Annotated in this window: 22 protein-coding genes; 7 read left to right on the top strand and 15 right to left on the bottom strand. The window is 65.6% G+C overall.

The window, feature by feature from the left end; genetic code table 11:
- The first annotated feature begins 44 nt into the window (after positions 1 to 44).
- Together ACQR07_RS24865 and ACQR07_RS24860 are read left to right on the top strand one after the other, a co-directional pair.
- Positions 45 to 536: a cupin domain-containing protein gene (locus tag ACQR07_RS24865; RefSeq protein ID WP_434904749.1), complete on the top strand. Its 492-nt coding sequence runs from the start codon at positions 45 to 47 to the stop codon at positions 534 to 536.
- 81 nt (positions 537 to 617) lie between these two features.
- Positions 618 to 1,847 carry an MFS transporter gene (locus tag ACQR07_RS24860; RefSeq protein ID WP_434904748.1) on the top strand — a complete coding sequence of 410 codons (1,230 nt, stop codon included), beginning with the start codon at positions 618 to 620 and terminating at the stop codon, positions 1,845 to 1,847.
- Here the strand turns inward: ACQR07_RS24860 and ccoS are convergent.
- From ccoS to ACQR07_RS24810, 10 genes are all read right to left on the bottom strand, one after another.
- Positions 1,817 to 2,002, bottom strand: coding sequence for a cbb3-type cytochrome oxidase assembly protein CcoS (ccoS, locus tag ACQR07_RS24855; RefSeq protein WP_434904747.1), 186 nt, complete (start codon positions 2,000 to 2,002; stop codon positions 1,817 to 1,819). The genes ACQR07_RS24860 and ccoS overlap by 31 nt on opposite strands.
- Positions 1,993 to 4,194: a cation-translocating P-type ATPase gene (locus ACQR07_RS24850; protein WP_434904746.1), complete on the bottom strand. Its 2,202-nt coding sequence runs from the start codon at positions 4,192 to 4,194 to the stop codon at positions 1,993 to 1,995. The genes ccoS and ACQR07_RS24850 overlap by 10 nt, the downstream gene beginning before the upstream one ends.
- A gap of 14 nt (positions 4,195 to 4,208) precedes the next feature.
- A complete protein-coding gene (locus ACQR07_RS24845; RefSeq protein WP_434868171.1) occupies positions 4,209 to 4,709 on the bottom strand; it encodes a FixH family protein in 501 nt (166 codons plus the stop codon).
- A 17-nt stretch (positions 4,710 to 4,726) separates the two neighbouring features.
- Positions 4,727 to 6,208: a cytochrome c oxidase accessory protein CcoG gene (ccoG, locus tag ACQR07_RS24840; protein WP_434904745.1), complete on the bottom strand. Its 1,482-nt coding sequence runs from the start codon at positions 6,206 to 6,208 to the stop codon at positions 4,727 to 4,729.
- 114 nt (positions 6,209 to 6,322) lie between these two features.
- Entirely contained in the window at positions 6,323 to 7,195 is an 873-nt protein-coding gene (ccoP, locus tag ACQR07_RS24835; protein WP_434904744.1) for a cytochrome-c oxidase, cbb3-type subunit III, read from the bottom strand.
- Between the two features lie 6 nt (positions 7,196 to 7,201).
- Positions 7,202 to 7,366, bottom strand: a complete 165-nt coding sequence (locus tag ACQR07_RS24830; protein WP_434868168.1) for a cbb3-type cytochrome oxidase subunit 3 — start codon at positions 7,364 to 7,366, stop codon at positions 7,202 to 7,204.
- Between the two features lie 18 nt (positions 7,367 to 7,384).
- Entirely contained in the window at positions 7,385 to 8,119 is a 735-nt protein-coding gene (gene ccoO / locus ACQR07_RS24825; protein WP_434868167.1) for a cytochrome-c oxidase, cbb3-type subunit II, read from the bottom strand.
- Between the two features lie 11 nt (positions 8,120 to 8,130).
- Entirely contained in the window at positions 8,131 to 9,777 is a 1,647-nt protein-coding gene (gene ccoN / locus ACQR07_RS24820) for a cytochrome-c oxidase, cbb3-type subunit I (RefSeq protein WP_434904743.1), read from the bottom strand.
- 233 nt (positions 9,778 to 10,010) lie between these two features.
- Positions 10,011 to 10,436 (bottom strand): CBS domain-containing protein, encoded by a 426-nt coding sequence (locus ACQR07_RS24815; protein WP_434868165.1) that lies wholly within the window; start codon positions 10,434 to 10,436, stop codon positions 10,011 to 10,013.
- Positions 10,437 to 10,465: 29 nt separating this feature from the next.
- The gene (locus ACQR07_RS24810; protein ID WP_434868164.1) at positions 10,466 to 11,299 is read right to left on the bottom strand and encodes a universal stress protein; all 834 of its coding nucleotides are present in this window, start codon (positions 11,297 to 11,299) and stop codon (positions 10,466 to 10,468) included.
- A gap of 254 nt (positions 11,300 to 11,553) precedes the next feature.
- Between ACQR07_RS24810 and fixL the strand changes: the two genes are divergently transcribed.
- From fixL to ACQR07_RS24790, 4 genes are all read left to right on the top strand, one after another.
- Positions 11,554 to 13,065 carry a sensor protein FixL gene (gene fixL / locus ACQR07_RS24805; RefSeq protein WP_434904742.1) on the top strand — a complete coding sequence of 504 codons (1,512 nt, stop codon included), beginning with the start codon at positions 11,554 to 11,556 and terminating at the stop codon, positions 13,063 to 13,065.
- A complete protein-coding gene (fixJ, locus tag ACQR07_RS24800; RefSeq protein WP_434904741.1) occupies positions 13,058 to 13,675 on the top strand; it encodes a response regulator FixJ in 618 nt (205 codons plus the stop codon). Before fixL ends, fixJ begins: the two co-directional genes overlap by 8 nt.
- A gap of 77 nt (positions 13,676 to 13,752) precedes the next feature.
- Complete coding sequence (locus tag ACQR07_RS24795) at positions 13,753 to 14,157, top strand: response regulator (RefSeq protein ID WP_434868162.1); 405 nt, start codon at positions 13,753 to 13,755, stop codon at positions 14,155 to 14,157.
- 111 nt (positions 14,158 to 14,268) lie between these two features.
- Positions 14,269 to 14,961: a helix-turn-helix domain-containing protein gene (locus tag ACQR07_RS24790; RefSeq protein WP_434904785.1), complete on the top strand. Its 693-nt coding sequence runs from the start codon at positions 14,269 to 14,271 to the stop codon at positions 14,959 to 14,961.
- Between the two features lie 14 nt (positions 14,962 to 14,975).
- Here ACQR07_RS24790 and ACQR07_RS24785 read toward each other — a convergent pair whose 3' ends face one another.
- From ACQR07_RS24785 to ACQR07_RS24770, 4 genes are all read right to left on the bottom strand, one after another.
- Positions 14,976 to 16,292 (bottom strand): MFS transporter, encoded by a 1,317-nt coding sequence (locus tag ACQR07_RS24785; protein ID WP_434904740.1) that lies wholly within the window; start codon positions 16,290 to 16,292, stop codon positions 14,976 to 14,978.
- A gap of 96 nt (positions 16,293 to 16,388) precedes the next feature.
- The gene (locus ACQR07_RS24780) at positions 16,389 to 16,829 is read right to left on the bottom strand and encodes a PRC-barrel domain-containing protein (protein WP_434904739.1); all 441 of its coding nucleotides are present in this window, start codon (positions 16,827 to 16,829) and stop codon (positions 16,389 to 16,391) included.
- Positions 16,830 to 16,876: 47 nt separating this feature from the next.
- On the bottom strand, positions 16,877 to 19,075 hold the full coding sequence (locus tag ACQR07_RS24775; RefSeq protein WP_434904738.1) for an amylo-alpha-1,6-glucosidase: 2,199 nt from the start codon (positions 19,073 to 19,075) through the stop codon (positions 16,877 to 16,879).
- A 94-nt stretch (positions 19,076 to 19,169) separates the two neighbouring features.
- On the bottom strand, positions 19,170 to 20,933 hold the full coding sequence (locus tag ACQR07_RS24770; protein ID WP_434904737.1) for an ABC transporter ATP-binding protein: 1,764 nt from the start codon (positions 20,931 to 20,933) through the stop codon (positions 19,170 to 19,172).
- 269 nt (positions 20,934 to 21,202) lie between these two features.
- Here ACQR07_RS24770 and ACQR07_RS24765 point away from each other — a divergent pair, with 269 nt between their 5' ends.
- Positions 21,203 to 22,273, top strand: coding sequence for a glycosyltransferase family 4 protein (locus tag ACQR07_RS24765; protein ID WP_434904736.1), 1,071 nt, complete (start codon positions 21,203 to 21,205; stop codon positions 22,271 to 22,273).
- Positions 22,274 to 22,342: 69 nt separating this feature from the next.
- Here the strand turns inward: ACQR07_RS24765 and ACQR07_RS24760 are convergent, their stop codons facing one another.
- Positions 22,343 to 23,545, bottom strand: coding sequence for a diguanylate cyclase domain-containing protein (locus tag ACQR07_RS24760; RefSeq protein ID WP_434904735.1), 1,203 nt, complete (start codon positions 23,543 to 23,545; stop codon positions 22,343 to 22,345).
- Between the last annotated feature and the right edge of the window lie 108 nt (positions 23,546 to 23,653).

Genomic DNA, 23,653 nt, shown 5'->3' with positions numbered 1-23,653 from the left:
AGGCCAGCTCGGTGCCGGCCGCGGTTCACCAGAGGAGACATCCCATGTCCATGCCAATCGCAGCTCAACGCATCAGCCGCCGCGGCGCGGCTTTCGCCCTGACCGTTGCAACGACGCTGATGGCGTCGTCCATCGCTAACGCCGGCGAATGTCCGGCCGACAAGATGAAGGCCGGTGTGCGCGACAAGGTCGAGGTCAAGGCCCTCGGCGTCACCGACGTCACGCTCGGGGCCATCGATCTGGAGAAGCAGCCCGCCGCCATCAAAGATCGCGAGCTGCGCTTCCGCAAGCTGACCATCGCGCCCGGCGGCATCGTGCCGTGGCACAGCCATGACGATAGGCCGGCGCTGATCTTCGTGCAGCAGGGCGAGATCTTCGAATACGCCAGCAACTGTGCCGAGCCGATCCTGCACAAGGCCGGCGACATCAGGCCCGAAGTGTTCGGCACCTCGCATTGGTGGAAGAACGACGGCAAGGAGACGGTCATTCTCTATGTCGGCGACGTCCGCAAGGATCCGCACGATCACAACATGTGAGCGCGTACCCCTGCCGCGTCCGGATTGCCTACGCAGGCGATCCGGCGTGACAGCGTTGCCACGAACAGCCGGAGACTTGCGATGACGAATGTATCCGCCGCGGCCGCGATGCGCGTCGACGGCACGCCTCCCCGCGCCATGGCCCGGCGCTCCCTGGTGATCGGGCTGATCGCGTTCTTCAGTCTGGTCGATCTGTTTGCAGCCCAGGCAATGCTGCCGGCCCTGATCAAGCACTATCAGGTCAGCCCCGCGGCGATGGGGCTCGCGGTCAACGCCTGCACGCTCGGCATGGCGATCGCGAGCCTCGCAACCGGCCTGCTCAGCCCGCTGATCGATCGGCGAATCGGCATCATCTGCAGCCTGGGTCTGCTCACGATCTTGACGGCGCTGCTGGCGAGCGCGCCGAACCTCGCCGTGTTCGCAGGATTGCGCATCCTGCAGGGACTGTGCATGGCCTCGGCGTTCGCCCTCACTCTGGCCTATCTCGGCGAGCAGTGCAGCGCGACCGACGCCGGCAGTGCGTTCGCGGCCTACATTGCCGGCAACGTCGCCAGCAATCTCGTCGGCCGCCTGCTCTCCGCCAGCCTGACGAGCACGCTCGGTCTCGAGCGGACCTTCTATGTGTTCGCGGTGCTCAATTTCGTCGGCGCCTTGCTGGTCGCCAGCACGATGAGAGGCGGCGTCATGGCGGGCGGATCCAACCACGCGCTGCGTAGCGCGGCGATCTTCGACCACTTGTGTAACAGCCGCCTGCGCGCCGCCTTCGGCGTCGGCTTCTGCGTGCTGTTTGCCTTCATCGGCGCCTTCACCTTCGTGAACTTCGTGCTGGTGCGGCCGCCGCTGTCGCTCGGCATGATGGAGATCGGGCTGGTCTACGTCGTGTTCCTGCCGTCGATCGTCACCACCCTGCTCGCCGGCAGGATCGTGTCACGGATCGGCACGAGGCCGGCGATCTGGGCATCGCTGGCGATCGCAGGCTTGGGCCTTGCGCTGATGCTGTCGTCATGGCTAGGGGCGGTGCTGGCCGGCATGGTGCTGGTTGGCGCCGGAACGTTCTTCGCGCAGGCCGTGACCACCGGCTTCGTCGGCAAGGCCGCCAGCCATGACCAGGGCGTCGCCAGCGGGCTCTATCTCGCCAGCTATTTCGCCGGCGGCATCGTCGGCACGGCCGTGCTCGGCCAGTTGTTCGACCGATTCGGCTGGACCGCCTGCGTCGCCGGCGTGGCCGCGGCGCTGGCGATCGCTGCCGTTCTGGCAGGCCGGCTGACGCCGGCGGGCGCTCAGGACCGGCTCGGTGCAGGCTCCGGCTGAACCGCCGGCGCGGCCTCATCGTCATCAGCGATCGCCCGCCATGCCGCGCCATCGAGATCCTCGTACTGGCCGCTCTTCAGCGACCAGAGGAAGCCGACCAGGCCGGCGAGACCGAGCGCCAGCGCCAGCGGCACCAGGATGATCATCACTTCCATGACGCGGTCTCCTCGGCGACCTTGCGGGCGCGCAGCGCGTTCAGCATCACCAGGATCGACGAACCCGACATTGCCGCTGCAGCGATCAGGGGCGTGACGACGCCGCTGATGGCGAGTGGCACCGCAAGCACGTTGTAGATCACCGCGAGCCACAGGTTCTGCCGCATCAGATGCAGCGCCTTGCGCGCGTAGTCGACGGCGGCGAGCACCGGCGCCAGCGGGCGGCCGAGGAACACGAGGTCGGCGGTCGCCTGGCTGAGATGCGCCGCGGAAATCGGCGACATCGAGACGTGAGCGGCGGCGAGCGATGGCGCATCGTTCATGCCGTCGCCGACCATCATCACCTTGACACCCGCACGCTTCAGCTCCTCGATGCGCGCGATCTTGTCGGCGGGCGTGACGGCCGCGCGCCAGTCGCCGATGCCGAGCGCCTTTGCGGCGGCGGCGACCGCGGCATCGCGATCCCCGGAGAGGATCTCGACCTTGATGCCGCGCCGCTGCAGCCCGGCGACGATCCTCGCCGCATCGGGGCGGAGGCCCTGGCGCACCGAGAACAGGAACTTCTGATCACCACGGCTGAACGCGACCACGGATGCCTCCGGATCGAGGCCGGCCGTCTGCCCCGCCAGCGCCTCGGCACCACAGAAGGCCGGACGTCCCAGCCTGATCTCGACGCCGTCGATGACGGCGCGGACGCCCTGCCCCGGCTCCTCGGTCGCGCCCATCAGCGGCGATTTCGCATGCGCCGCCTGCGCCACGGCTGACGCGACCGGATGGTGGCTCGACAGCGCGAGCTGCCCTGCCAGGGCAAACACGTCGGCCGGAATGTCGGCGGCGTTGACGACCTCCAGCTCCGGCAATGTCAACGTGCCGGTCTTGTCGAAGATGACGTGATCGGCCTCGGCGAGACGCTCGATGGCATCGCCGGCATTGAGCAGCACGCCCGACTTGAACATCGCGCCCGACGCGACGGTCTGCACGGTTGGAATGGCAAGGCCAAGCGCGCAGGGACAGGTGATGATCAGCACCGCGATGCCGGTGACGATAGCATCATGCCAGCTCGCGCCGGCGAGCACCCAGCCGAGCACGGTGAGCGCCGCGGTCGCATGCACGACCGGCGCATAGAGCCGCGAAGCGCGGTCGGCGAGCCGCATGTAGCGCGAGCGGGCCTGCAGCGCGGTGTCGAGCAGGCGCGTGATCTCGGCGAGCAAGGTGCCTTCGGCCGCAGCGGACACACGGACGCGCAAGGTGCCGGAGATGTTGAGCGAGCCGGCATAGACGGCAGTGCCCTGCTCGGCCGGCACGTACAGCGTCTCGCCGGTGATCAGGCTCTGGTCGATCTCGGATCGGCCTTCGACCACGACGCCGTCGACGGCGCAGCGCTCGCCGGGGCGCAGCAGCACGAGGTCGCCGGCGCGCACGGCCGCGACCGGCACTTCGGAAATCTCGTCAGTGCCGATGAACTTGGTCGCGGTCTCCGCCTTCAGCGCGGCGAGATTGCCGGCCACCGCGCGGGTCCGCCGCCGCATGTTCTGGTCGAGATAGCGGCCGACCAGAAGGAACGTCAGCAGCATGATCGCGGCGTCGAAATAGGCGTGCTCGGCGTGATGGAACGTCTCGACGATCGACATGCCCAGCGCCAGGATCACGCCGATGCAGATCGGCACGTCCATGTTGACGTTGCCGGTCTTCAGCGCGCGCCAGGCCGAGCGGAAGAACGGCTGGCCAGCATAGGCCACGGCCGGCAGCGCGATCAAGGCCGAGAGCCAATGGAAGAAGTCGCGCTGCTCGGGCAGCATGTCGCTGACATTGCCGGACCACACCGGGATCGACAGCATCATCACGTTCATGGTCGCGAACGCCGCGACGCCGAGGCAGCGCAGCAGGAAGCGCGATTCCTCGGCCTCGGTGGCCTCCGCACTCGCCTTCTCGAACGGATAGGCCTTGTAGCCGAGCTCGGCGAGGCGATCGATGAACTTGGCCGGATCGAGCGTGCCCTGCTTCCATTCCAGCGCGACGCGGCGGTCGGTCAGGTTGACGCGCGCCAGGGTTACGTCGGGCAGCGCCGACAGGCCGCGCTCGATCTTGGCCATGCAGCCGGCGCAGCTGACGCCTTCGACGGCGAGGTCGATGTGCTGCAGGCCGGCGCCGAGATCCTTGATGTAGTGCGAGAAGTCACGCGTCACGTGCATGATCGATGAGTCCTTCAGTTCAGCAGCACGCGGTTCTTGGACATGAACAGCCGCCGGCCGCTGGAATCGCCTTCGAGCACGAGGTCCCATTGGCCCGGAGCGATGGCTTCTGCCGTGCCGCGATAGATGCCGCTGCCGATTTCGGCCAGCGCGACCTCCTGGTCGGCGCGCTTGTCGGCGGGCCGCTCGAGCCGGCCCTGGAAGGTCAGGCCCGACACCGGATTGCCGCTGGCGTCGCGGGCATTGACCTGCACGATCGCCGCGCCGCCGGCGCCGCGCTCGATATGCGCCTCGACCTGCCAGCGCCGCGCCTCCTGGGCGCGCGCCGCCGCGATCTCCTTCTCGTAGCCGAGGCTGGCGCTATAGGCGCTGTCGACGTCGGTGCCCGGCAAGGTCGAGATCGCCATCTTCATCATGTAGACGTTGACGCCGATCACGAGGCCGAAGAAGCCGAGGAGCATCGCGAGCACCATGCGTCCGGTCAGCTGGAAGGACGGCTTGGAACGGCTGGCCATGGACGGGCTCCTTGAGCTTACGGGCTGACGAAATTGTCGGTGGCGGAGGCGACGACGCCGAGGCCGATGTCGGTGACGTGGAACTTCACCGGGATCGACTTCTCGGGATTGTTCTCCTCGGGCGCGGTCACCAAGAGACGCAGTTCCTCGGTCTGGTCGCGCCCGATCACGATCATCGGGCGATCGGGCGTGACCGAATCGGCGCCGACGACGTGGACGGTGGAGTTGACCGGCCCCTCGATGTCGATGGCGATGACGCGGTCGAAGCCGTGCTTGTTGAGGACGCGCACGGTATAGGCATTGCGGATCGAACCGTCGGACAGCTTGATCGCGATCGGATTGCGATCGTGCAGCACGTTGACCTCGAGCAGCGAGCGGGTCGCGAGCTTGTAGACCATCGCACCACCGACCACGGCGATGATCGCGACATAGGCGACGGTGCGGGCGCGTACCAGCTTGTAGACCGGCGCCTTGCCTTCCTGGCGGCGATGGATGTTGATGTCGTTGTCATAGCCGATCAGCCGCGTCGGCCGGCCGATCTTGGTCATGACGGTGTCGCAGGCGTCGATGCACAGGCCGCACTGGATGCAGTCCATCTGCGAACCGTCGCGGATGTCGATGCCGGTCGGGCACACCGCCACGCACTGCTTGCAGTCGATGCAGTCGCCGGCCGGCTGGCCTAGCGCGCGCAGCTCGGCCGCCTTCTTGACCGACATGCGGTTCTCGCCGCGGTCATAGCGATAGGTGACGTTAAGCGCCCATTCGTCGGTGAGCGCCGCCTGGATGCGCGGCCACGGGCACATGTAGACGCAGACCTGCTCGCGCATGAAGCCGGCGAGCGTGTAGGTCGTGGCGGTCAGGATCGCGATCCAGATGTAGGCGAGCATCGGTCCCTGGAAGGTGACGAGATCCTTCACCAGGGTCGGCGCGTCGCTGAAATACAGCACCCAGGCGCCGCCGGTCCACCAGGCGATCATCAGCCAGATCGAATGCTTGAGCACCAGCTCGGAGATCCGCTCCAGCTTCATCGGGTCGCCGGAGGCGTCCTTCTTCATGCGCTCCCGGCGATCGCCTTCGATCAGGCGCTCCACCGCGTAGAATAGATCGGTCCACACCGTCTGCGGACACAGATAGCCGCACCAGATGCGGCCGCCGATCGCGTTCATCAGGAACAGGCCGATCGCGGCGATGATCAAGAGGCCGGTGAAGTAGTAAACTTCCTGCGGCCACAGCTCGATGAAGAAGAAGTAGAAACGATGGTTCGGAAAATCGATCAGCACCGCCTGATCGGGCGCACTGAGACCGCGATTCCAGCGCACGAACGGCAGGAAGTAGTAGACGCCGAGGCAGAACCCCATCAGCCCCCATTTGATCCGGCGGAAGGTGCCGGTGACGCTCTGCGGATAGACCTTCTTGTGCGCGGCATACAGCGGACCGTAATCGTCTACCGGCTGCGGGTCGCGAGACTTGAGGTCCTGGGGTGTGACCGTCTTGTTCATGGCTGGCGGGTCATGGCTGGGGGTGTCTTCTCGCAGTTGCGGCCGAAGGTATGTCCACCTCCGGCCGCTCAGTTGATCCAGCTCAATTGAAAGGAAAGTTCCGTTGGATTTCCGTTACTTTCCTCCGCCCAGCGAGTGGACGTAGACCGCCATCGCCTTGATCGTGGTCGGGTCGAGACGGCCCTCCCAGGCCGGCATGACGCCGGCGCGGCCATTCGTGATGGTCTCGATCACGGTCGCCTCGTCGGAGCCGTACAGCCAGATCTTGTCGGTCAGGTTCGGTGCACCGACGTCCGGATTGCCCTTGGCGTTGTCGCCATGGCAGGCCACGCAGTTCTCGGCGAAGACCTTGGCGCCGGCCTTGGCGTCATAGCCCTGCCGGGTCGGCAGACCGGCCAATTCCCGCACGTAGTTGGCGACGTTGACGATCTCCGCCGGCTTCAGGATACCATCCTTGCCGAAGGCGAGCATCTGGCCTTCACGGGTCTTGGGATGCCCGGAACGCACGCCGTACAGCAGGGTCTGCTGGATCTGGTCCAGCGAGCCGCCCCACAGCCAGTCGTCGTCGTTCAGGTTCGGGAAGCCCTTGGCGCCGGCTGCACCGGTACCGTGGCAGGCGGCGCAATTGTCGCCGAACACGGTCTTGCCCTTGGCACGCGCCAGGGCAAGCATCGCCGGATCCTTCTCGATGTCGGCGAGCGAGGCGGTCGCGAGCGCCGCCATCTTGGCGCCGCGGATCTTCTCGAGGTTGGCGAGCTCGACCGCCACGTCCGCACGGGACGAGTAGCCGAACAGGCCTGCCGTGTTGCTGGAGATGGTCGGCCAGGCCGGATACACGATCCAGTAGCCGATCGCCCAGACGATGGTGATGTAGAAGGTGATCACCCACCACCGCGGCAGCGGGGTGTTGAGCTCCTTGATGCCGTCCCAGGCATGGCCCGTCGTGGCGGTGCCGGAGACGCTGTCGACTTCGGTATGGTCAGCCATGTTGAATTACTCCTCCCGCAACGGCATGCTTGCCGCCTGGTCGAAAGCGGCCTTGTTGCGAGGCCAGAGGGCGTAGGTCACGATCGCGATGAAGATCGCGACGAAGATCGGGGTCCACAGCGTCGTTACGAGTAACGACGCGATGTTTTCGACTGCAATGATGGGCTTCATGATGCTCGCCTCTCGATCTCAGCGCAGATTGGCTTTTTCGTTGTAGATCTTGAAGTCGACGAGCGTGCCGAGCATCTGCAGGTAGGCCACCAGCGCATCCATTTCCGTCGGCGCACCCGTCTTGCCATCGAAGTTGCGCACCACCGCCTTTGGATAGCGCTTGGTGAGCGCCTCCGCGCCGGCATTGTCCGGATCGACCTGCGCCTTCAAGTCGGCGGCGGCGTTGGCGATCTGGTCGTCGGTGTAGGGCACGCCCACGGCCCGCAACGTCTTCAGGTGATCCGCGGCGTTGTCGACGTTCACCTCGGTCTCCTTCAGGAAGGGATAGCCGGGCATGATCGACTGCGGAACGATGGCGCGCGGGTTGGTCAGGTGGGTGACGTGCCAGTCGTCGGAGTACTTGTTGCCGACGCGGGCAAGGTCCGGACCCGTGCGCTTGGAGCCCCATTGGAACGGGTGGTCGTACATGCTCTCCGCGGCGAGCGAGAAGTGGCCGTAACGCTCCACTTCGTCACGCAGCGGACGCACCATCTGCGAGTGGCAGAGGTAGCAGCCCTCGCGGACATAGATGTTGCGGCCGGCCAGTTCGAGCGGCGTATAGGGACGCACGCCGTCGACCGCCTCGATCGTGCTCTTCAGATAGAAGAGCGGAGTGATCTCGACGAGGCCGCCGACCGCGATCATCAGCAGGATGCCGACGATCAGGATGATCGAGTTCTTCTCGAAGATTTGGTGTCGTTGCCAGAATGACATGGTTGGATACCTCACTCCGCCGGCTGAAGGGCGACGGGCGACTGAACTTCTTCCTCACCGACACGGACCGTCATCCAGAGATTGTAGGCCATGATGAGGGAGCCGATCAGGAACAGCGCGCCACCGGCGGCACGGATGATGTAGAAGGGGTGCATCGCCTCGACGGTCTCGATGAACGAGTATTCGAGGAAGCCGAGCGCCGTGTAGGACCGCCACATCAGACCCTGCAGGATGCCCGAGACCCACATCGCGGAGATGTAGAGCACGATGCCGAGCGTGGCCGTCCAGAAGTGCCAGTTCACGAGCTTGAGGCTGTAGAGACCCTTGCGGTTCCAGATCCACGGCACCAGGCAGTACAGCGCGCCGAAGGACACGAAGCCGACCCAGCCGAGCGCACCGGAGTGCACGTGACCGATGGTCCAGTCGGTGTAGTGGCTGAGCGAGTTGACCACCTTGATCGACATCATCGGACCTTCGAAGGTCGACATGCCGTAGAAGGCGACCGAGACGACCAGCATGCGCAGCACCGGGTCAGTCCGCAGCTTGTCCCACGCACCCGACAAGGTCATCAGGCCGTTGATCATGCCGCCCCAGGAGGGCATCCACAGCATGATCGAGAAGGTCATGCCGAGGGTCTGCGTCCAGTCCGGCAGCGCCGTGTAGTGCAGGTGGTGCGGGCCGGCCCAGATGTAGAGGAAGATCAGCGCCCAGAAGTGGATGATCGACAGCCGGTAGGAATAGATCGGCCGCTCCGCCCGCTTCGGGATGAAGTAGTACATGATGGCGAGGAAGCCGGCGGTCAGGAAGAAGCCGACCGCGTTGTGGCCGTACCACCACTGGAACATCGCGTCCTGCACGCCGCCCCAGGCCACGTAGGACTTGGATCCGAAGACCGACACCGGAAGCGCCGGGTTGTTGCCGAGGTGCAGCACCGCGATCGTGACGATGAAGGCCAGGTAGAACCAGTTCGCCACGAAGATGTGCGGCTCCTTGCGCTTGATGAGCGTCACCAGGAAGACCAGCAGATAGACCACCCAGACGATCGTCAGCCAGAGATCGGAGTACCACTCGGGCTCGGCATACTCCTTGCCCTCGGTGACGCCGAGCAGATAGCCCGTGCCCGCGATGAGGATGAAGAAGTTGTAGCCGACCACCACGAACCAAGGCGCGAGGTCACCGGCGAGCCTGGTGCGGCAGGTGCGCTGCACGACGTAGAACGACGTCGCCAGCAGCACGTTGCCGCCGAAGGCGAAGATCACCGCCGAGGTATGCAGCGGCCGCAGGCGGCCGAAGCTGGTCCAGGGCAGATCGAAGTTCAGCGCCGGCCAGGCCAGCTGCGAGGCGATGATGAGGCCGACCGTGAAGCCGGCGATGCCCCAGAACATGGCCATGAACGAGGAGAACTTGACCGGGCCGAGATTGTAGTTCGGCCGGCCGTTGATCTCCTGCGGCGGCAGCTCGCCGCGCTCGAAGTAGCGGTTGAGGATGAAGAAGACGGACGCCGCGCTGGCGGCAGCCGCGAGCGAGGCGTGGAACGCGAAGGCCGGATCCAGTGCCTTCGCCGCAGCGAAGACGCACAAGAAGGCGGTGACGGCAAAAGTAAGCGTCAAGCCACTTTCGCCGATGGTCATGGATTTTGTTGGTGAGGACGCGCTCATGCGGAATCTCGCTGAAAGAACACGAGACCAGCAACCATAATCGTCCACACGTGGAATTGATCGAAATCAACCTTGCGACCCGTTCGCCAGTAAAGCGTCGCAATGTTGCGCCACCGGGCTTCGGCGGCCACGGCCGCGATACACGCAAACAGACGCGTCCCGCACGCAGCACCTGCATGCGGGATCACGTCGTCTTAGACTTCCGTATTAGTTTCGGAGAGACGGCGTTACCGTCAGTCCTTGGCCGCGGCCGCGAGCGCCCTCACGATATCCTCGCGGGCGAGGATCCCGACCAGCCGGCTGGCGCCATCGGTCACGGGAAGGCTGCGGATGCGATGCTCGACCATCAGCTGCAGCACGCGCGTGAGCTTGGTATCCGGCCTGACATAGATGAACTCGGACGTCATGACGTCGGCGACCGTCCGGTTCATCAGATCGCTGTAGCGCGGCAGCATCTGATTCGGCGTGAAGGCAAAGCACTTCAGCACGTCGAACTTGGTGACGATGCCGATCACCTCGTCGTTCTCGACGACGGGATAGGTGTTGAAATCGTCGCGGTCGAACATCTCGCCGAGCTCGCGAATCGTCGTGTCGCGGCTCACGGTCGTGATGGTCCGCGTCATGTAGCTGCCGGCGGTGTCCTCGAGAAATTTGTACAAGGCGGCAATCCTGTTCTCGGAGTTGAATCTCAGTGCGACAGCAGCACGCAGCGCTCAGTGCGGGTCAGCAGATGTTCGGTAACGCCGCCGAGCACGAGCTCGCGGAAGCGCGAATGACCATAGGCCCCTGCAACAACGAGGCCAGCCGCCAGGTCGGCCGCAACAGCGTCGAGCTTGGCCGCGACGCTGCGGCTCTGCCCCGCTTCCTCGACGCGGGCCGAGGCGACGATGTCGTGACGCGCGAGCCATCCGATCACGTCATTCAGCCGCATCTCGCAGGCGTCGTAGTCCGAGGCGTTTTCCAGGATTTCGGTCACGACGACATCGGTGGCCTTGGCGAGCAGCGGCAGCGCATCGCTCACGGCGCGGCGCGCCTCCGGCGTCTCCTTCCAGGCCACGAGCACGGTCGAGAGATCGAGCCAAGCCGCATTGTCCGGCACCACCAGCAGCGGCCGGCCGGCCTGCATGACCAGGTCCTTCGGGCTTGCGATCGCGAAGGCATCGGAGATGCCGTGAGACGCAGTGCCGGTGACCAGAATGTCGGCGGCGCGGACCTGCGCCAGCGCGTGGCGCGCGGGGAAATCCAGAGCGCTGCGCCAGCTCAATGGCGCAGCCCGGTCGCCGACGACGCTGCGAAACTGCTGCTCCAGCTCGGCCAGTCGCTTCAGCAGCGCCGCCTCGCCCTGCTCGATCAGATCCTGGGCCTGCTCGCCGGTGGTGAAATAGAGCGGCGGGGTGAATTCCGCGGCTGCCGTGCCGATCAGGGCCGCTTCGAACCGGCCCGCGAGATCGCTCGCGACCTGAAGGCGGGCTTCATTCGGCTGGTTGAGCGCCAAGCTCACCATGACAGTGGCGAACGTCATCCCGCCTCTCCAAACATTGCTTCCATGCATGTCTTAGAGGTGAAATCGCCGGGCGTGATGAGATAGATCAATGTGCGGCACGGGAACACAACCGGAAAGCCCCAGATGGAACCGGCGGAAAACCGAGAAACCGTTGAATTATCGAACCAAATGTTACGACGGGCCGGGTTGCATCGGCACGATCTAGTATAGAATGACGTGGTGGCCGGCCTGCCCGGCTGCGTCAGAACGGCGAATCGATCGAAGGCTTCGAAGTGCGCGGCGTCACCCAACCTTTTCCCGATGCATCCGTCAGGCCCGAGGACGCCCGTGCCCTCGGCTTCGGCGCGTGGGATCTCGACCTCGCCTCCGACGCGTTCTACTGGTCGGTGACGACGCGAAAGCTGTTCGGGGTCCCTGCCGATCAGCCGGTGACCTACAGCTCCTTCCTGTCGCTGCTCGCGGCGCAGGATCGTGCGCCGGTCGAGGCGGCGATCGCGCATGCGCGCCGCGAGGGCACCGGCATCGACATGTCGTTCAAGGTGTCCGGCGGGGGCCATTGGGTTCGCGTGCTGGCCGGCGTGGTTCCCGACGAGGCCGGCCAGCCGCGGTTTCTGCGCGGCATTGCGCTCGACGTCGATCAGGAGAAGCGGCTGGAGGAAGCGCTGCGGCTGCGCGAGCAGCACTTCCGCTCGATCCTCGACACGGTTCCCGACGCGATGATCGTGATCGACGGCGACGGCATCATTCAGTTCTTCAGCGCGGCCGCTGAGCGCATGTTCGGCTTCAGCGAGGCGGAAGCGGTCGGTCTCGACGTCAGCGAATTGATGCCGGAGCCGGACCGCTCGCGCCATTCCGGCTATCTGCGCCGTTATCATGCCAGCCGCGAGCGCCACATCATCGGCATCGGCCGCATCGTGACCGGGCAGCGACGCGACGGCACGACGTTTCCGATGCACCTGTCGATCGGCGAGATGCAGTCCGCCGGCCATCCTTATTTCACTGCCTTCGCACATGACCTGACCGAGCATCAGCAGACCCAGGCGCGGCTGCGCGAGCTGCAATCCGAGCTGGTCCACGTGTCGCGCCTCAGCGCGATGGGCGAGATGGCCTCGGCGCTGGCGCATGAGCTCAACCAGCCGCTCGCCGCGATCAGCAACTACATGAAAGGCTCGCGCCGGCTGCTGGTGGGCAGCAGCGATCCGAACACCGGCAAGATTGAGAGCGCGATGGATCGCGCCGCCGAGCAGGCGATCCGCGCCGGCCAGATCATCCGCCGCCTGCGCGACTTCGTCTCGCGCGGCGAATCGGAAAAGCGGGTCGAGAGCCTGTCAAAGCTGATCGAGGAAGCCGGCGCGCTCGGCCTCGCCGGTGCGCGCGAGCAGAACGTCCAGTTGCGCTTCCAGCTCAATCCGGATGCCGACCTGGTGCTCGCCGACCGGGTTCAGATCCAGCAGGTGCTGGTCAATCTGTTCCGCAACGCTCTCGAGGCGATGTCGCAGTCCGGGCGTCGCGAGCTCGCCGCGACGAATCGGCGGGTCAGCGACGACCTGATCGAGGTGGCGGTGTCGGACACCGGAACGGGCTTCCACGACGACGTCATTCCGAACCTCTTCAAGACCTTCTTCACCACCAAGGATACCGGGATGGGCGTGGGCCTCTCGATCAGCAGGTCGATCATCGAGGCCCATGGCGGACGCATGTGGGCCGAGAACAACGAAGCGGGCGGCGCGACCTTCCGCTTCACCTTGCCGGCGGCCCCAACCAAGGTTGAGCATGATGGCTGAGCAGGCCAGGGTTTATGTGATCGACGACGACGAGGCGATGCGGGACTCGCTCAACTTCCTGCTCGACTCCTCCGGCTTCGACGTCACCCTGTTCGACAATGCGCAAGCATTTCTCGACCGGCTTCCGACGCTCGCATTCGGCTGCGTCGTTTCGGACGTGAGGATGCCCGGCATCGACGGCATCGAGCTGCTCAAGCGCATGAAGGCGATCGGCAGCAGCTTTCCGATCCTGGTGATGACCGGCCATGGCGACGTGCCGCTCGCCGTCGAGGCGATGAAGCTCGGCGCCGTCGATTTCCTCGAGAAGCCGTTCGAGGACGAGCGCCTCGTCGCGATGATCGAGCTCGCGATTCGGCAGGCCGAGCCTGCAGCGAAGAACGAATCGGCGACGCAGGACATCCTGGGACGCATCGCGAGCCTGAGCCCGCGGGAGCGCCAGGTGATGGACGGGCTGATGGCTGGGCTCTCCAACAAGCTGATCGCCCGGGAATACGACATCAGCCCGCGAACCATCGAGGTCTACCGCGCCAACGTGATGACCAAGATGGGGGCCAACAGCCTGTCCGAACTGGTTCGTCTGGCGATGCGGGCCGGTGCGCTGAAGGATTGAGCTAGATCAAGCTGGCTTGACACCATCGAGTGTTATGTTGTGCCTCGGTTCACCATCACATTCTCGCGGCACGTGCGATGTCGGCTCATATCAAACCTACGGTCTACGTAGCCGATGACGATGCTGACGTCCTCGGCTCGCTGCGCTTCCTGCTGGAAGCCGATGGCTTCGACGTGCGGACGTTTCGCAGCGGCAACGCGCTGCTCAAGGCATCGGACCACGCGCCGGTGGACTGCTTCGTCGTCGATTACAAGATGCCGGAGCTGAACGGGGTCGAGCTTGCCGAACGGCTGCGCAAGCAAGGCGCCACCGCGCCGGTGGTGCTGATCACCGGGCATTATGACGACAGGCTGGAGGCGCGCGCCGCGGCCGTCGGCATCCAGGATTTCCTGCTCAAGCCGCTGCTCGACGACAATCTCGTCAAGCGCATCCGCAAGGCGATCGCCAACGAGCATTCGGCTACCGCCCAGAGGGCGTCCTGACCGGCCGACCTACGTACATCTACGTAAGGGACCCCCCTTAAGATATCGCGCGAAATGTCCTTAACGGGAGCCGCAATGTACCACATCGCCATCCGCCGCAAGGAGATGGTCATGCTCAATCAGTCGCTCACCAATTCGGTCGTCAGCACCAGCGCCTCCCAGACCGTCCCCTCTCCTGCCGCCAATCCGTTTGCCGAGATCACCGGTCATGCCGGCCTGATCGCCAGCGAGTTCTCCTACAAGAAGGACGAGGAGATCTATGGCGAGGATGAGCCGGCCGAGTACGTCTACCAGGTCATTTCTGGCGCCGTTCGCAGCTACAAGCTGCTATCCGACGGCCGCCGCCAGATCGGCGCGTTCCACCTCCCCGGCGACGTGTTCGGCCTCGAATTCGGCTCCGCCCACCGCCTCGCCGCCGAGGCGATCATCGACACCACCGTGCGGCTGGTGAAGCGCCGCAGCCTCGAGCAGGCCGCCGGCGTCGACGTCGCGGTTGCCCGCAAGCTCTGGACCATGACCGCCGGCGATCTCCGCCACGCCGAAGACCACATGCTGCTGCTGGGCCGCAAGACCGCGATGGAGCGCGTCGCGACCTTCCTGCTCGAAATGGACCGCCGCCTCGCCGTCGCCGGCATGATGGCGCTGCCGATGTGCCGCCGCGACATCGGCGACTATCTCGGCCTGACCCTCGAGACCGTGTCGCGCGCGCTGTCGCAGCTGCACAGCCAAGGCGTTCTCGGCTTCTCCGGCGCCCGCCAGATCGTGCTGCGCAACCGTCAGCGCCTGCGCAGCATGGACGCCTGAGGCGTCCTTGCCGTTCACACCCTGCGAACGCGCTGCCCGGTTTCGGGCATTAGCAGCGCGATGAGAAGAAGGCCTGTCAGCGCCACGCCGGACAGGCCCATGAAGGCGGTGAGACTGCCGTACTGGTCGCTGGCAAAGCCGGCGATGACGGTGGACAACGAGCCGCCGATACCCGACGCCGTTCCGACAATTCCCTGCGCCAGATTGAAATGGCCGCTGCCGAACGCGACATCGGCCACCGTCAGTGGAATCATGACCGCGAACACGGCAGCGGTGACGCCGTCGAAGATCTGCACCACCACCAGCACGTAGGGGTCGTGCACCACGGCGAACAGCACGCCGCGGATCGCGAGCGCGGCAAATCCCAGCATCAGCAGCGGCCGCCTGCCCCATTGCTGTGCCAATGCGCCGACCGACGGCGAGGTCAGCGCCACGATCGCCTGGGGCACCACGATGCAGAACGCGATCAGCATCGGCGCCCACTCGCTCGACTTTGTCGTCACCACGCCGGCCATCAGCGGCAGCATCGCCGCATTGGCGAGCTGCAGCAGGAATACGCCGAGCGCAAACACGAGCAGCGCACGCTGGCGCAGCAAGCCAAGCAGATTCGAGAGCCGTGCAACCTCCCTGTCCTCCAGATCGGCGCGGCCGTGCGCACGCGCGACGTCGATCTCGTGCTCGCGGATCCGCGACAGCGCGATCAGCGTCGGAAAGGCGAGAATGAAAGTGACCAGGAACACGGCGCGGCTGGAGAGCAGATAGCCGCACGTCCCCATCACAGCCGCGGCCACGCCGTTGCCCAGCGACGCAAACCGCGCATTGCGCCCGAGTCGCTCCGCCATGCCGCGCGGCCCGACCAGCCCGAGACTGATCGCTGCGATCGCCGGCCCCAGCACGCAGCTCGCCGCCGCGTGCAAGGTTGCAGCGCCGGCGACCACGGGAAAGATCGGCCATGCGGCATAGGCCAGCGCGCTGCAGCCGATGGCGGCGATGGCAAGCCCGGCGACGCGCCGCTCGGACTTGGCCGCATCGATGATGGCGCCGCCCGGCATCTGGCCGATCAGCCCGACGAGACCGCCGATCGAGAGCACCAGGCCGATCTGCGCCTGGGTCCATTTCTGCGTCGTCAGATACACCGCGATGAAGGGCCCGAATCCGGTCTGCACGTCGGCCAGGAAGAAGATGAACCAGTCGAGCCCGCGCAGGCTCTGTCGCGACGGCGCGGGCTTGCCGGCATGGCCATGACCGCGCGCCGGATCCGGGCGCGACTCGTCCGCGCCGTGCGGCTCGGCGCCCTGGTCGGATGATATTGACGGCCGCGCAATCGGCATGGCAGTCAACGCTTCGCGTCGGATGAAGTTGCGGAGACATGTCTCCGCGAAATCCCTCCGCACGCGGCGGCGGACTTTGCGGTCGCACGCATCGATTCAGTGCTCGAAATTCCAGGGAGACAGTTTTCCGGCCGCGCCGAGCACGACGACGGGCTTGTCCTCCTTGTATTCAGGCGCGGCCTTCACCTGTTCCTTGGTGAGGTCGAGCGTGACCTGATCGCTCTTCTCCGCGACGTGCTTGAAATCGAGCGCGGTCCAGTCGACCACGATCTTGCGGCTGCCGACGCCGAGGAAGCCGCCGAAATCGACCACAGCGGCGCGCACCGTGCCGGCGGCATCGACGATGACGTCGACGATGCGGCCCATGTCCTCGCCGGCCGAACTGCGCACGTCGCGGCCAAGCACGCTATGCGCGTCGCGTGCTCCCAGAATGGTGACCGACGGCGGCGGCGCGGCCGCGTCCTTGGCCGGCGGTGTCGGTGACGGCTGCTGCGCCTGCCCATGGTCCGCATGCAACGCCGCGAGCAGCGGCAGCATGACCGCGCAGCTACGAGCGGCGCGACGAAGGGTGCGTACCGGCCGCCTCATTGCGCCAGCACCAGCGAGACCTGGATCTGGCCGCGGCGGCGCAGCACCTCCATGGAGACGTCCTCGCCGTGGCGGCGAATGCGCAGATCGATCGCCGCACCGCCGAGTCGGAGATCGTGCAGCACCACCCAGTCGAGAAACGCCGGCAGCCGCGGGTTACGGAGACGGATCTGGCCGCAATCCGCATCGAATTCGAGCCCCAGCGCCGCCTCGAGCAAGGTGAACGGCGTTGCGCTGGCCCAGGCCTGCGGCGCACAGGCCACCGGATAGAGCGTGGGACCACGGTGCTTCTCGCGGCGGAAGCCGCAGAACAGCTCGGGCAACCGCCGCAGATCCATGTAGGACGCCGCCTCGAACAGGCCGCGGAACACATGCTCTACAGCATGCTTGAGACCGTAGCGCGACAGTCCGAGCGCGATGAGTGCGTTGTCGTGCGGCCAGATCGAGCCGTCGTGATAGGACATCGGATTGTAGCGCGCCTCGCCACGGGCGACGGTGCGGATACCCCAGCCTGAGAAGAAATGCGGCCGCAGCAGGTCGGCAGCGACCTTGCGGGCGCGATCCTCGCGCACCATGCCGCTGAACAACAGCTGTCCCGCATTGGAGGTGCGGACCTTGCAAGGCTGCTTGTTGCCGTCGAGCGCGAGCGCGTAGGTGTTGAGATCCTCGCACCAGAACGCCTCCTCGAACTGTTGAGCGAGCCGCGCCGCTTCGGCCTGCAGCCGCTCCGCCATCTCGGTCTTGCCGAGCCGGCGGGCGCAGCGCGCCGCCAGCTGCTTGCCGGCGAAGACGTAGCCCTGCACCTCGGCCAGCGCGATGTTGCCCTCGGCGAGATGCCCGTCGGCGTGGAAGACCGCGTCGTAGGAATCCTTCCAGCCCTGGTTGGCGAGGCCCTGCTCTGTGGCACGCTGGTACTCAACGAAGCCGTCGCGATCGGGGTCGCCGGGTCCGTCGATCCAGCGCAACGCGCGCTCGATCGCAGGCCACAGCTCCTGCAAGGTCGCCATATCGCCGGTGCGCTCGATGTAGAGGCCGGCGAGCAGCACGAACAGCGGCGTCGAATCGACGCTGCCGTAGTAGCAGGCGAACGGCACCTCGCGCAGCGCAGCCATCTCGCCGCCGCGCATCTCGTGCAGGATCTTGCCCGGCTCGGCGTCGGCGAGCGGATCGGTCTTATCAGCCTGATGCACCGCGAGCCGGCGCAGCACGCCGCGGGCAATGCGCGGATCGACCCAGAGCATCTGCATCGCCGTGATCAGGCCGTCGCGGCCGAACGTCGTCGAATACCAGGGAATGCCGGCATAGGGGTAGCGTCCCTCCGGCGTGTCCGTCATCAGGATGTTGAGATCGGCCGCCGCCTGGCACAGCACCTCGTTGAAGATGTCGTTCGAGGTCTCGATGCTGGCCGCGCCTTGCGTGCAGCGGCGCATCTCGCGGCGATGCGCGAGCAGGCTGCGGAAGAACCGCCCCGGCTGCTCGCCGGCGCGGACGTTGCATGTCACCGCGATGAACAGCGAGGTCGACTGCTGCGGGTCAAGATCGAAATGATAGGTCGCCGCATCGACCGCGAGCCGGCTCGGACGCGGATCGAAATGCAGCGCCGTGGTCCGTGTCGCGCCATCGAGGCCGCGATAGTCGAGCATCACGTCGGACGGCCCTACGAGCCGGCCGGAGCCGATGCCACGCTTCGCCCTGACGGCGCCGCGCACCTCGAACAGGTCGGCAAAGTCGTTGTCGAACGTCAGCTTGATCTTGAAGCTGGCGCGGCGATCGCCATGGTTCTGCAGCCCGATGCGCTGATAGGCCGTGCCGTGCCACAGGAATACGGTACGGACGATGTGCAGCATGTCCTTCGGCAGCACCAGCCGGCCCTGCTCGTAGATGTCCGGATTGGTGAGATCGACCGTCAGCGCCGAATTGTCGTCGCGCAGGCTTGATCCGAGCAGCAGCGGCTGGACGTCCTCAAGCGTCAGCTCGAGCCGCGCGAGATAGCGCGTGTCGGCGTTGAACAGGCCGTCAGGCCCTCCGGCCGACGCGCCGATGTCGCCATGGCCGTCGAGCACGATGAAGGTGTCGTCGTGTTTCAGCGAGCGCCGCGGCCGCGCCGCGGGCCCGGTCATCGGGATGTAGAACGGCTGCTCGGCAGGCCCCTCGGATGCAATCGAGCTCAATTGGGTTGCGGTTTCGACCGGCATGTTTCCCTCGTGCGATGTTGGCGCCTGCCCGGCCGCGCGGCCGGGCGTGCACGATGTGGACGGAACGCGACACACAGATCAGGCGTCGAACGTGTCAGGCGGCGAATTTGGCCAGCCGGTCCATCTCCTGGGTCACGAGTTCGCGATACGGACCCTCGCTCTGCATCAGCCGGTCGGGTGCACCGTCCTCGACGATCCGGCCCGCCCTGAGCACGACCACGCGGTCGAAATTGCGCAACGTCGCCAGCCGGTGCGCGATGGCGATGACCGTGCGCCCGCGCATCAGCCGGCTCAGCGCCTCACGGATCGCCTCCTCCGACTCGCTGTCGAGCGCGGCCGTGGCCTCGTCGAGCAGCAGGATCGGCGCATCCTTGAGGAAGGCGCGCGCGATCGCGATGCGCTGGCGCTGGCCGCCCGACAGCTTGACGCCGCGATCGCCGACCATGGTCTGCAATCCCTCAGGCAGCGTCTCGACGAAATCGCAGCGCGCGGCGATGGCGGCGCGCAAAACCTCGTCGTCGGTGGCGCTGGGGCGGCCGTAGCGGATGTTCTCCAGGATCGAGCGGTGGAACAGCGAGATGTCCTGCGGAACCACCGAGATCGCCTCGCGAAGGCTCTGCTGCGTCACCTTGGCGACGTCCTGGCCATCGATCGTGATGCGCCCGACTTGCGGATCGTAGAACCGCTGCAGCAAGGTGAACAGGCTCGACTTGCCGCCACCGGATTGCCCGACCAGCCCGACGCGCTGAGCCGGCTGCAGCCGCAGCGTAAAGTTCTCGAACAGCTTGTGGCCGCCGGGATACTGGAAGGTGATGTTGTCGAACACGATCGCGGCGCCGCTCTTGACCAGCGGCTCCGCCTCGGGGTGGTCGCGCAGCTCGTGCGGCTGCAGCAGGGTGGCGATCGCCTCGCTCATCCGCGCCACGTGCTGGGTCACGTCGACCAGCGCCACGGCGAGATCACGCGTCGCGCTGAGAATGCCGAGCCCGAGCGTGCAGACCAGCACGACATCGCCCGTCGTCGCGCCGCCCCGCTGCCAAAGTGAGATTGCCCAGGCCATCAGCGCCACCGTCAGCACGATCGTGACCGTCGCATGCAGGATGCGAAGCTTCTCGAGGTAACGAAGACTGCGACCGCGCGCCTCCAGCTCCTTGTCGACGGTCGCGTCGAAGCGGTCATGTTCATGACGCAGCCCGCAGAAGGCGCGGACCAGCGGCATGTTGGAGATCACGTCCACCATTTCGCCATCGACCATCGCCGCCTTGTCGGCGAAGTCATCATGCAGCGGTTTGCCGGCCGCCGCCAGACGGAACATCGCCAGCACCATCATCACCGCGATCAGCAGCAGTGCGATCGCCATGGGACCGCTCACGGTTCCAATCAGTCCGATCGCCGCCAGCGTCGCCATGCAGGGCGGCAGCACGTTCCAGACGAACATGTTCTCGACCGTGAACACGGCGTTCGACGTTGCGGTGATGCGGCTCGACAGCATGCCCGGCAGGCGATCGCCGAAGTAGCTCGGTGCATGGCCGGTGAGATGACGGAAGATGTCGCGGCGAAGATCTCCCGTCACCCTGACGAAGGTGAAGCTCGCGATCCAGCTGGCGACCCGCCAGAGAACGTTGTCGGCGGCGATCAGCAGCATCAGCAGCGCGAACGCCGCCCATACAGCTCCGTTGCCGTGCGGTCCGGCCGAGAGACTGTCGACGAGGAACTTCACGCCGTATTGCGTGCCTACCGAGCAGGCAACTGCGCCAACGACTGAGAGCAGAATGATGAGATGGGCTGCCGGACGATGGCGCAGATAGCGCATGACGAACGGAAACGGCCGGTGGGCGTAGCCTGAAAGCTGATCCATTGTAGTCCCGATGATCTGATGTCGGCGACATCCATTTGCGGCCAGTGAACGATGAACCGTTTCCGCGGTTCCCGCACAGCAGCCCTGACGACGGCGCGGTCAGAGCGTTGGAGCGTCGGATGGCATCAATGAGGTCGGAGGGAACACGTTACGTCGAATAAAGAGTGATCGCGCGAGGGGAACTTCACAGATGCACCGCACGTTCCCGCTCCTTGGCAGTGCCGGTGCCATGGGGGCTTCACTCATGATCACGAAGAGGAGACGGTGAGATGCGCATCGCGCAGGTTGCTCCATTGACGGAGGCTGTGCCTCCGAAGCTGTATGGCGGCACGGAACGGGTCGTTCATTGGTTGACCGAAGAACTCGTCGCTCTCGGGCACGATGTCACCCTGTTCGCCAGCGGGGATTCGCAGACGTCGGCGAAGCTGTCTCCGACCTGGCCAAGGGCGTTGCGCCTCGACGGCTCCGTGAGAGATCCGAACGCGCTGCACATGGTGATGCTGGAAGGCGTCCGGCAGCGATGCGACGAGGAAGAGTTCGACATCCTGCACTTCCATCTCGACTACTATCCGTTCTCGCTGTTTCACCGGCAACCGACACCGTTCCTGACCACGCTGCACGGCAGGCTCGACCTCCCGGAGCATCAGCCCGTGTTCTCCGTCTTCAAGGATGTTCCCGTCGTATCGATCTCGGACGCGCAGCGCCGTCCGGTGCCGAACGCGAACTGGGTCCGCACCGTCCTGCATGGATTGCCGGAGAAGCTGCTGACGCCAAAACCGGTCACGCCGAGCTACCTGGCGGTCCTCGGACGGATCGCACCGGAAAAGGGCGTCGACCGCGCCATCAAGATCGCGATGCGCTGTGGCATGCCGCTGAAGATCGCCGCCAAGGTCGACCGCGCCGACCAGGACTACTACGACCAGCAGATCCGGCCGCTGATCAAAGGCAATCCGCTGATCGATTTCATCGGCGAGATCGGCGACCATGAAAAGCCGGAGTTCCTGTCCGGCGCTCTCGGCCTGCTGCTGCCGATCGACTGGCCCGAGCCGTTTGGTCTGGTGATGATCGAATCGATGGCCTGCGGCACGCCAGTGATCGCGTATAATCGTGGCTCGGTTCCCGAGGTGATCGAGGACGGGGTCACAGGCTTCATCGTCGAGGATGAGCTCAGCGCGGTCGCGGCCGTGAACCGCCTGCACCATCTCAGCCGCGCCGGCGTGCGCGAGCGCTTCGAGCAGCGTTTCACGGCGCGGCGCATGGCGCTGGATTATCTCGCCGCCTATCGCAGCCTGATCGCACTGGCCGAGCCGCACATCCGGCTGGTGAGCAGCGCCGAGTAGACGACATTGCGAGGGCTGGCCCGCCGCCTCCCTCGCATCCACGACTTCGAGAGGCGAGCTTCCGAAGCCTCAGGCCGCGGAAGCAGCCGAGAACATCGCTTCGTTAGGCCGCCCAGAACGAAGCTTCACGAGGTCTGGCGTTTCCGTCTCCTGAGCCTCAGCGAAGACGAAACCGCCGCGGGCGGCCTTGGCCTGATAGAGCGCCCGGTCCGCACGCGACAGCAGCGTCTCGGCGCTCGCCGCCTGATCATCCGACAACGCCGCGCCGACACTGACGCCGACGACGATGTCGTGGCCCTCGATGTGATAGGGCGCCGCGACGACGTCTACGATGCGCTGCGCGAGGGATTGCGCGGCGTGCCGGGAGCGCAGCGACGTGTCGACCAGGATGAATTCATCGCCGCCCATCCGCACGACCAATCCGCCCTGAGCCACCAGCGAGGTCAGCCGCGCGGCGACCTGCTTGAGCAGCGCATCGCCGACCGGGTGGCCGAAGCGGTCGTTGGCCGCCTTGAAATGATCGAGATCGATGGCGTAGATCGCGACCATCGCGCGGCTGCGGTCGGCGATCAGAGCAGGCAGATCCGATGCCAGCGCGGACCGGTTGTGCACCCCCGTCAACGGATCGATCCGCGACAGCCGCTCGAACTGCTCCCTGAGATGGATCTGCCCCACCGACGATTTGTGGCTCAGCCGCAGCAGCTCGATTCCGGCCAGCAGAAAGATGATCATCACGAGTGCAAGCCCGAGATGCGGCAGATCGTGCTGCATCAACGCGACCGTGACGGCGGGAAGGCTCAACAGGCTCAACGCAGCAACGGCGAGCTGGGGAAGCAGCGCCAGACGAGAAACGAGACTGGCGCCGAAGCCGAAGCCGAAACTGAGCGCCAAGGTCGAACAGGTCTGGTCCTGGAGCTGCAGACTGCGCGCAGCCATCAAGCCCAGCAGCAGCGAAAGCATGAGGGTGGCGATCGCACATGGGCGTCGCAGCTTCAGGATATCATCCTTGTCGAGAGGCCGCTCACTCGCCATGCGCCGTTGATAGGACCGCACCCCGAGCATCCTCGTCATCGTCAGGGCCACGCCGAGAATACCGAGCACGCCGGTGACGGCGAAATCACCGGTGTGCCAAGCGATGATCCCGCTGGCGATGGAAAGCGACACGCCCATCAGCACGAACGGCACCAGCGAGCCGTGCAGCGTCTTCACGAGCTCGACATGAACTGCGTCGGAAATTGACGCCGGATCCTTCCCCATCCCCAATAAAAACATTGCGCGTCTCCAAAAAAAGTCGCGCCACGGTACGACACGGCCGGTAAAATTACGGCACGCCTGATCCTTCAAAGTTTAAGGAAAGCGTCTCGCGCGTCCTGAAACCCG

The organism is Bradyrhizobium sp. HKCCYLS20291, from assembly GCF_051167715.1.
Taxonomy (GTDB): domain Bacteria; phylum Pseudomonadota; class Alphaproteobacteria; order Rhizobiales; family Xanthobacteraceae; genus Bradyrhizobium.
The sequence above is the reverse complement of the archived record's forward strand: the minus strand, read 5'-3'. Positions and strand labels throughout refer to the sequence as shown.

Excerpts from the sequence above, each read along its gene's own strand:
- ACQR07_RS24865 (WP_434904749.1), top strand. The coding sequence starts at position 45 with ATGTCCATGCCAATCGCAGCTCAACGCATCAGCCGCCGCGGCGCGGCT.
- ACQR07_RS24860 (WP_434904748.1), top strand. The coding sequence starts at position 618 with ATGACGAATGTATCCGCCGCGGCCGCGATGCGCGTCGACGGCACGCCT.
- ccoS (WP_434904747.1), bottom strand. The coding sequence starts at position 2,002 with ATGGAAGTGATGATCATCCTGGTGCCGCTGGCGCTGGCGCTCGGTCTC.
- ACQR07_RS24850 (WP_434904746.1), bottom strand. The coding sequence starts at position 4,194 with ATGCACGTGACGCGTGACTTCTCGCACTACATCAAGGATCTCGGCGCC.
- ACQR07_RS24845 (WP_434868171.1), bottom strand. The coding sequence starts at position 4,709 with ATGGCCAGCCGTTCCAAGCCGTCCTTCCAGCTGACCGGACGCATGGTG.
- ccoG (WP_434904745.1), bottom strand. The coding sequence starts at position 6,208 with ATGAACAAGACGGTCACACCCCAGGACCTCAAGTCTCGCGACCCGCAG.
- ccoP (WP_434904744.1), bottom strand. The coding sequence starts at position 7,195 with ATGGCTGACCATACCGAAGTCGACAGCGTCTCCGGCACCGCCACGACG.
- ACQR07_RS24830 (WP_434868168.1), bottom strand. The coding sequence starts at position 7,366 with ATGAAGCCCATCATTGCAGTCGAAAACATCGCGTCGTTACTCGTAACG.
- ccoO (WP_434868167.1), bottom strand. The coding sequence starts at position 8,119 with ATGTCATTCTGGCAACGACACCAAATCTTCGAGAAGAACTCGATCATC.
- ccoN (WP_434904743.1), bottom strand. The coding sequence starts at position 9,777 with ATGAGCGCGTCCTCACCAACAAAATCCATGACCATCGGCGAAAGTGGC.
- ACQR07_RS24810 (WP_434868164.1), bottom strand. The coding sequence starts at position 11,299 with ATGACGTTCGCCACTGTCATGGTGAGCTTGGCGCTCAACCAGCCGAAT.
- fixJ (WP_434904741.1), top strand. The coding sequence starts at position 13,058 with ATGGCTGAGCAGGCCAGGGTTTATGTGATCGACGACGACGAGGCGATG.
- ACQR07_RS24795 (WP_434868162.1), top strand. The coding sequence starts at position 13,753 with ATGTCGGCTCATATCAAACCTACGGTCTACGTAGCCGATGACGATGCT.
- ACQR07_RS24790 (WP_434904785.1), top strand. The coding sequence starts at position 14,269 with ATGCTCAATCAGTCGCTCACCAATTCGGTCGTCAGCACCAGCGCCTCC.
- ACQR07_RS24785 (WP_434904740.1), bottom strand. The coding sequence starts at position 16,292 with ATGCCGATTGCGCGGCCGTCAATATCATCCGACCAGGGCGCCGAGCCG.
- ACQR07_RS24780 (WP_434904739.1), bottom strand. The coding sequence starts at position 16,829 with ATGCTGCCGCTGCTCGCGGCGTTGCATGCGGACCATGGGCAGGCGCAG.
- ACQR07_RS24775 (WP_434904738.1), bottom strand. The coding sequence starts at position 19,075 with ATGCCGGTCGAAACCGCAACCCAATTGAGCTCGATTGCATCCGAGGGG.
- ACQR07_RS24770 (WP_434904737.1), bottom strand. The coding sequence starts at position 20,933 with ATGGATCAGCTTTCAGGCTACGCCCACCGGCCGTTTCCGTTCGTCATG.
- ACQR07_RS24765 (WP_434904736.1), top strand. The coding sequence starts at position 21,203 with ATGCGCATCGCGCAGGTTGCTCCATTGACGGAGGCTGTGCCTCCGAAG.
- ACQR07_RS24760 (WP_434904735.1), bottom strand. The coding sequence starts at position 23,545 with ATGTTTTTATTGGGGATGGGGAAGGATCCGGCGTCAATTTCCGACGCA.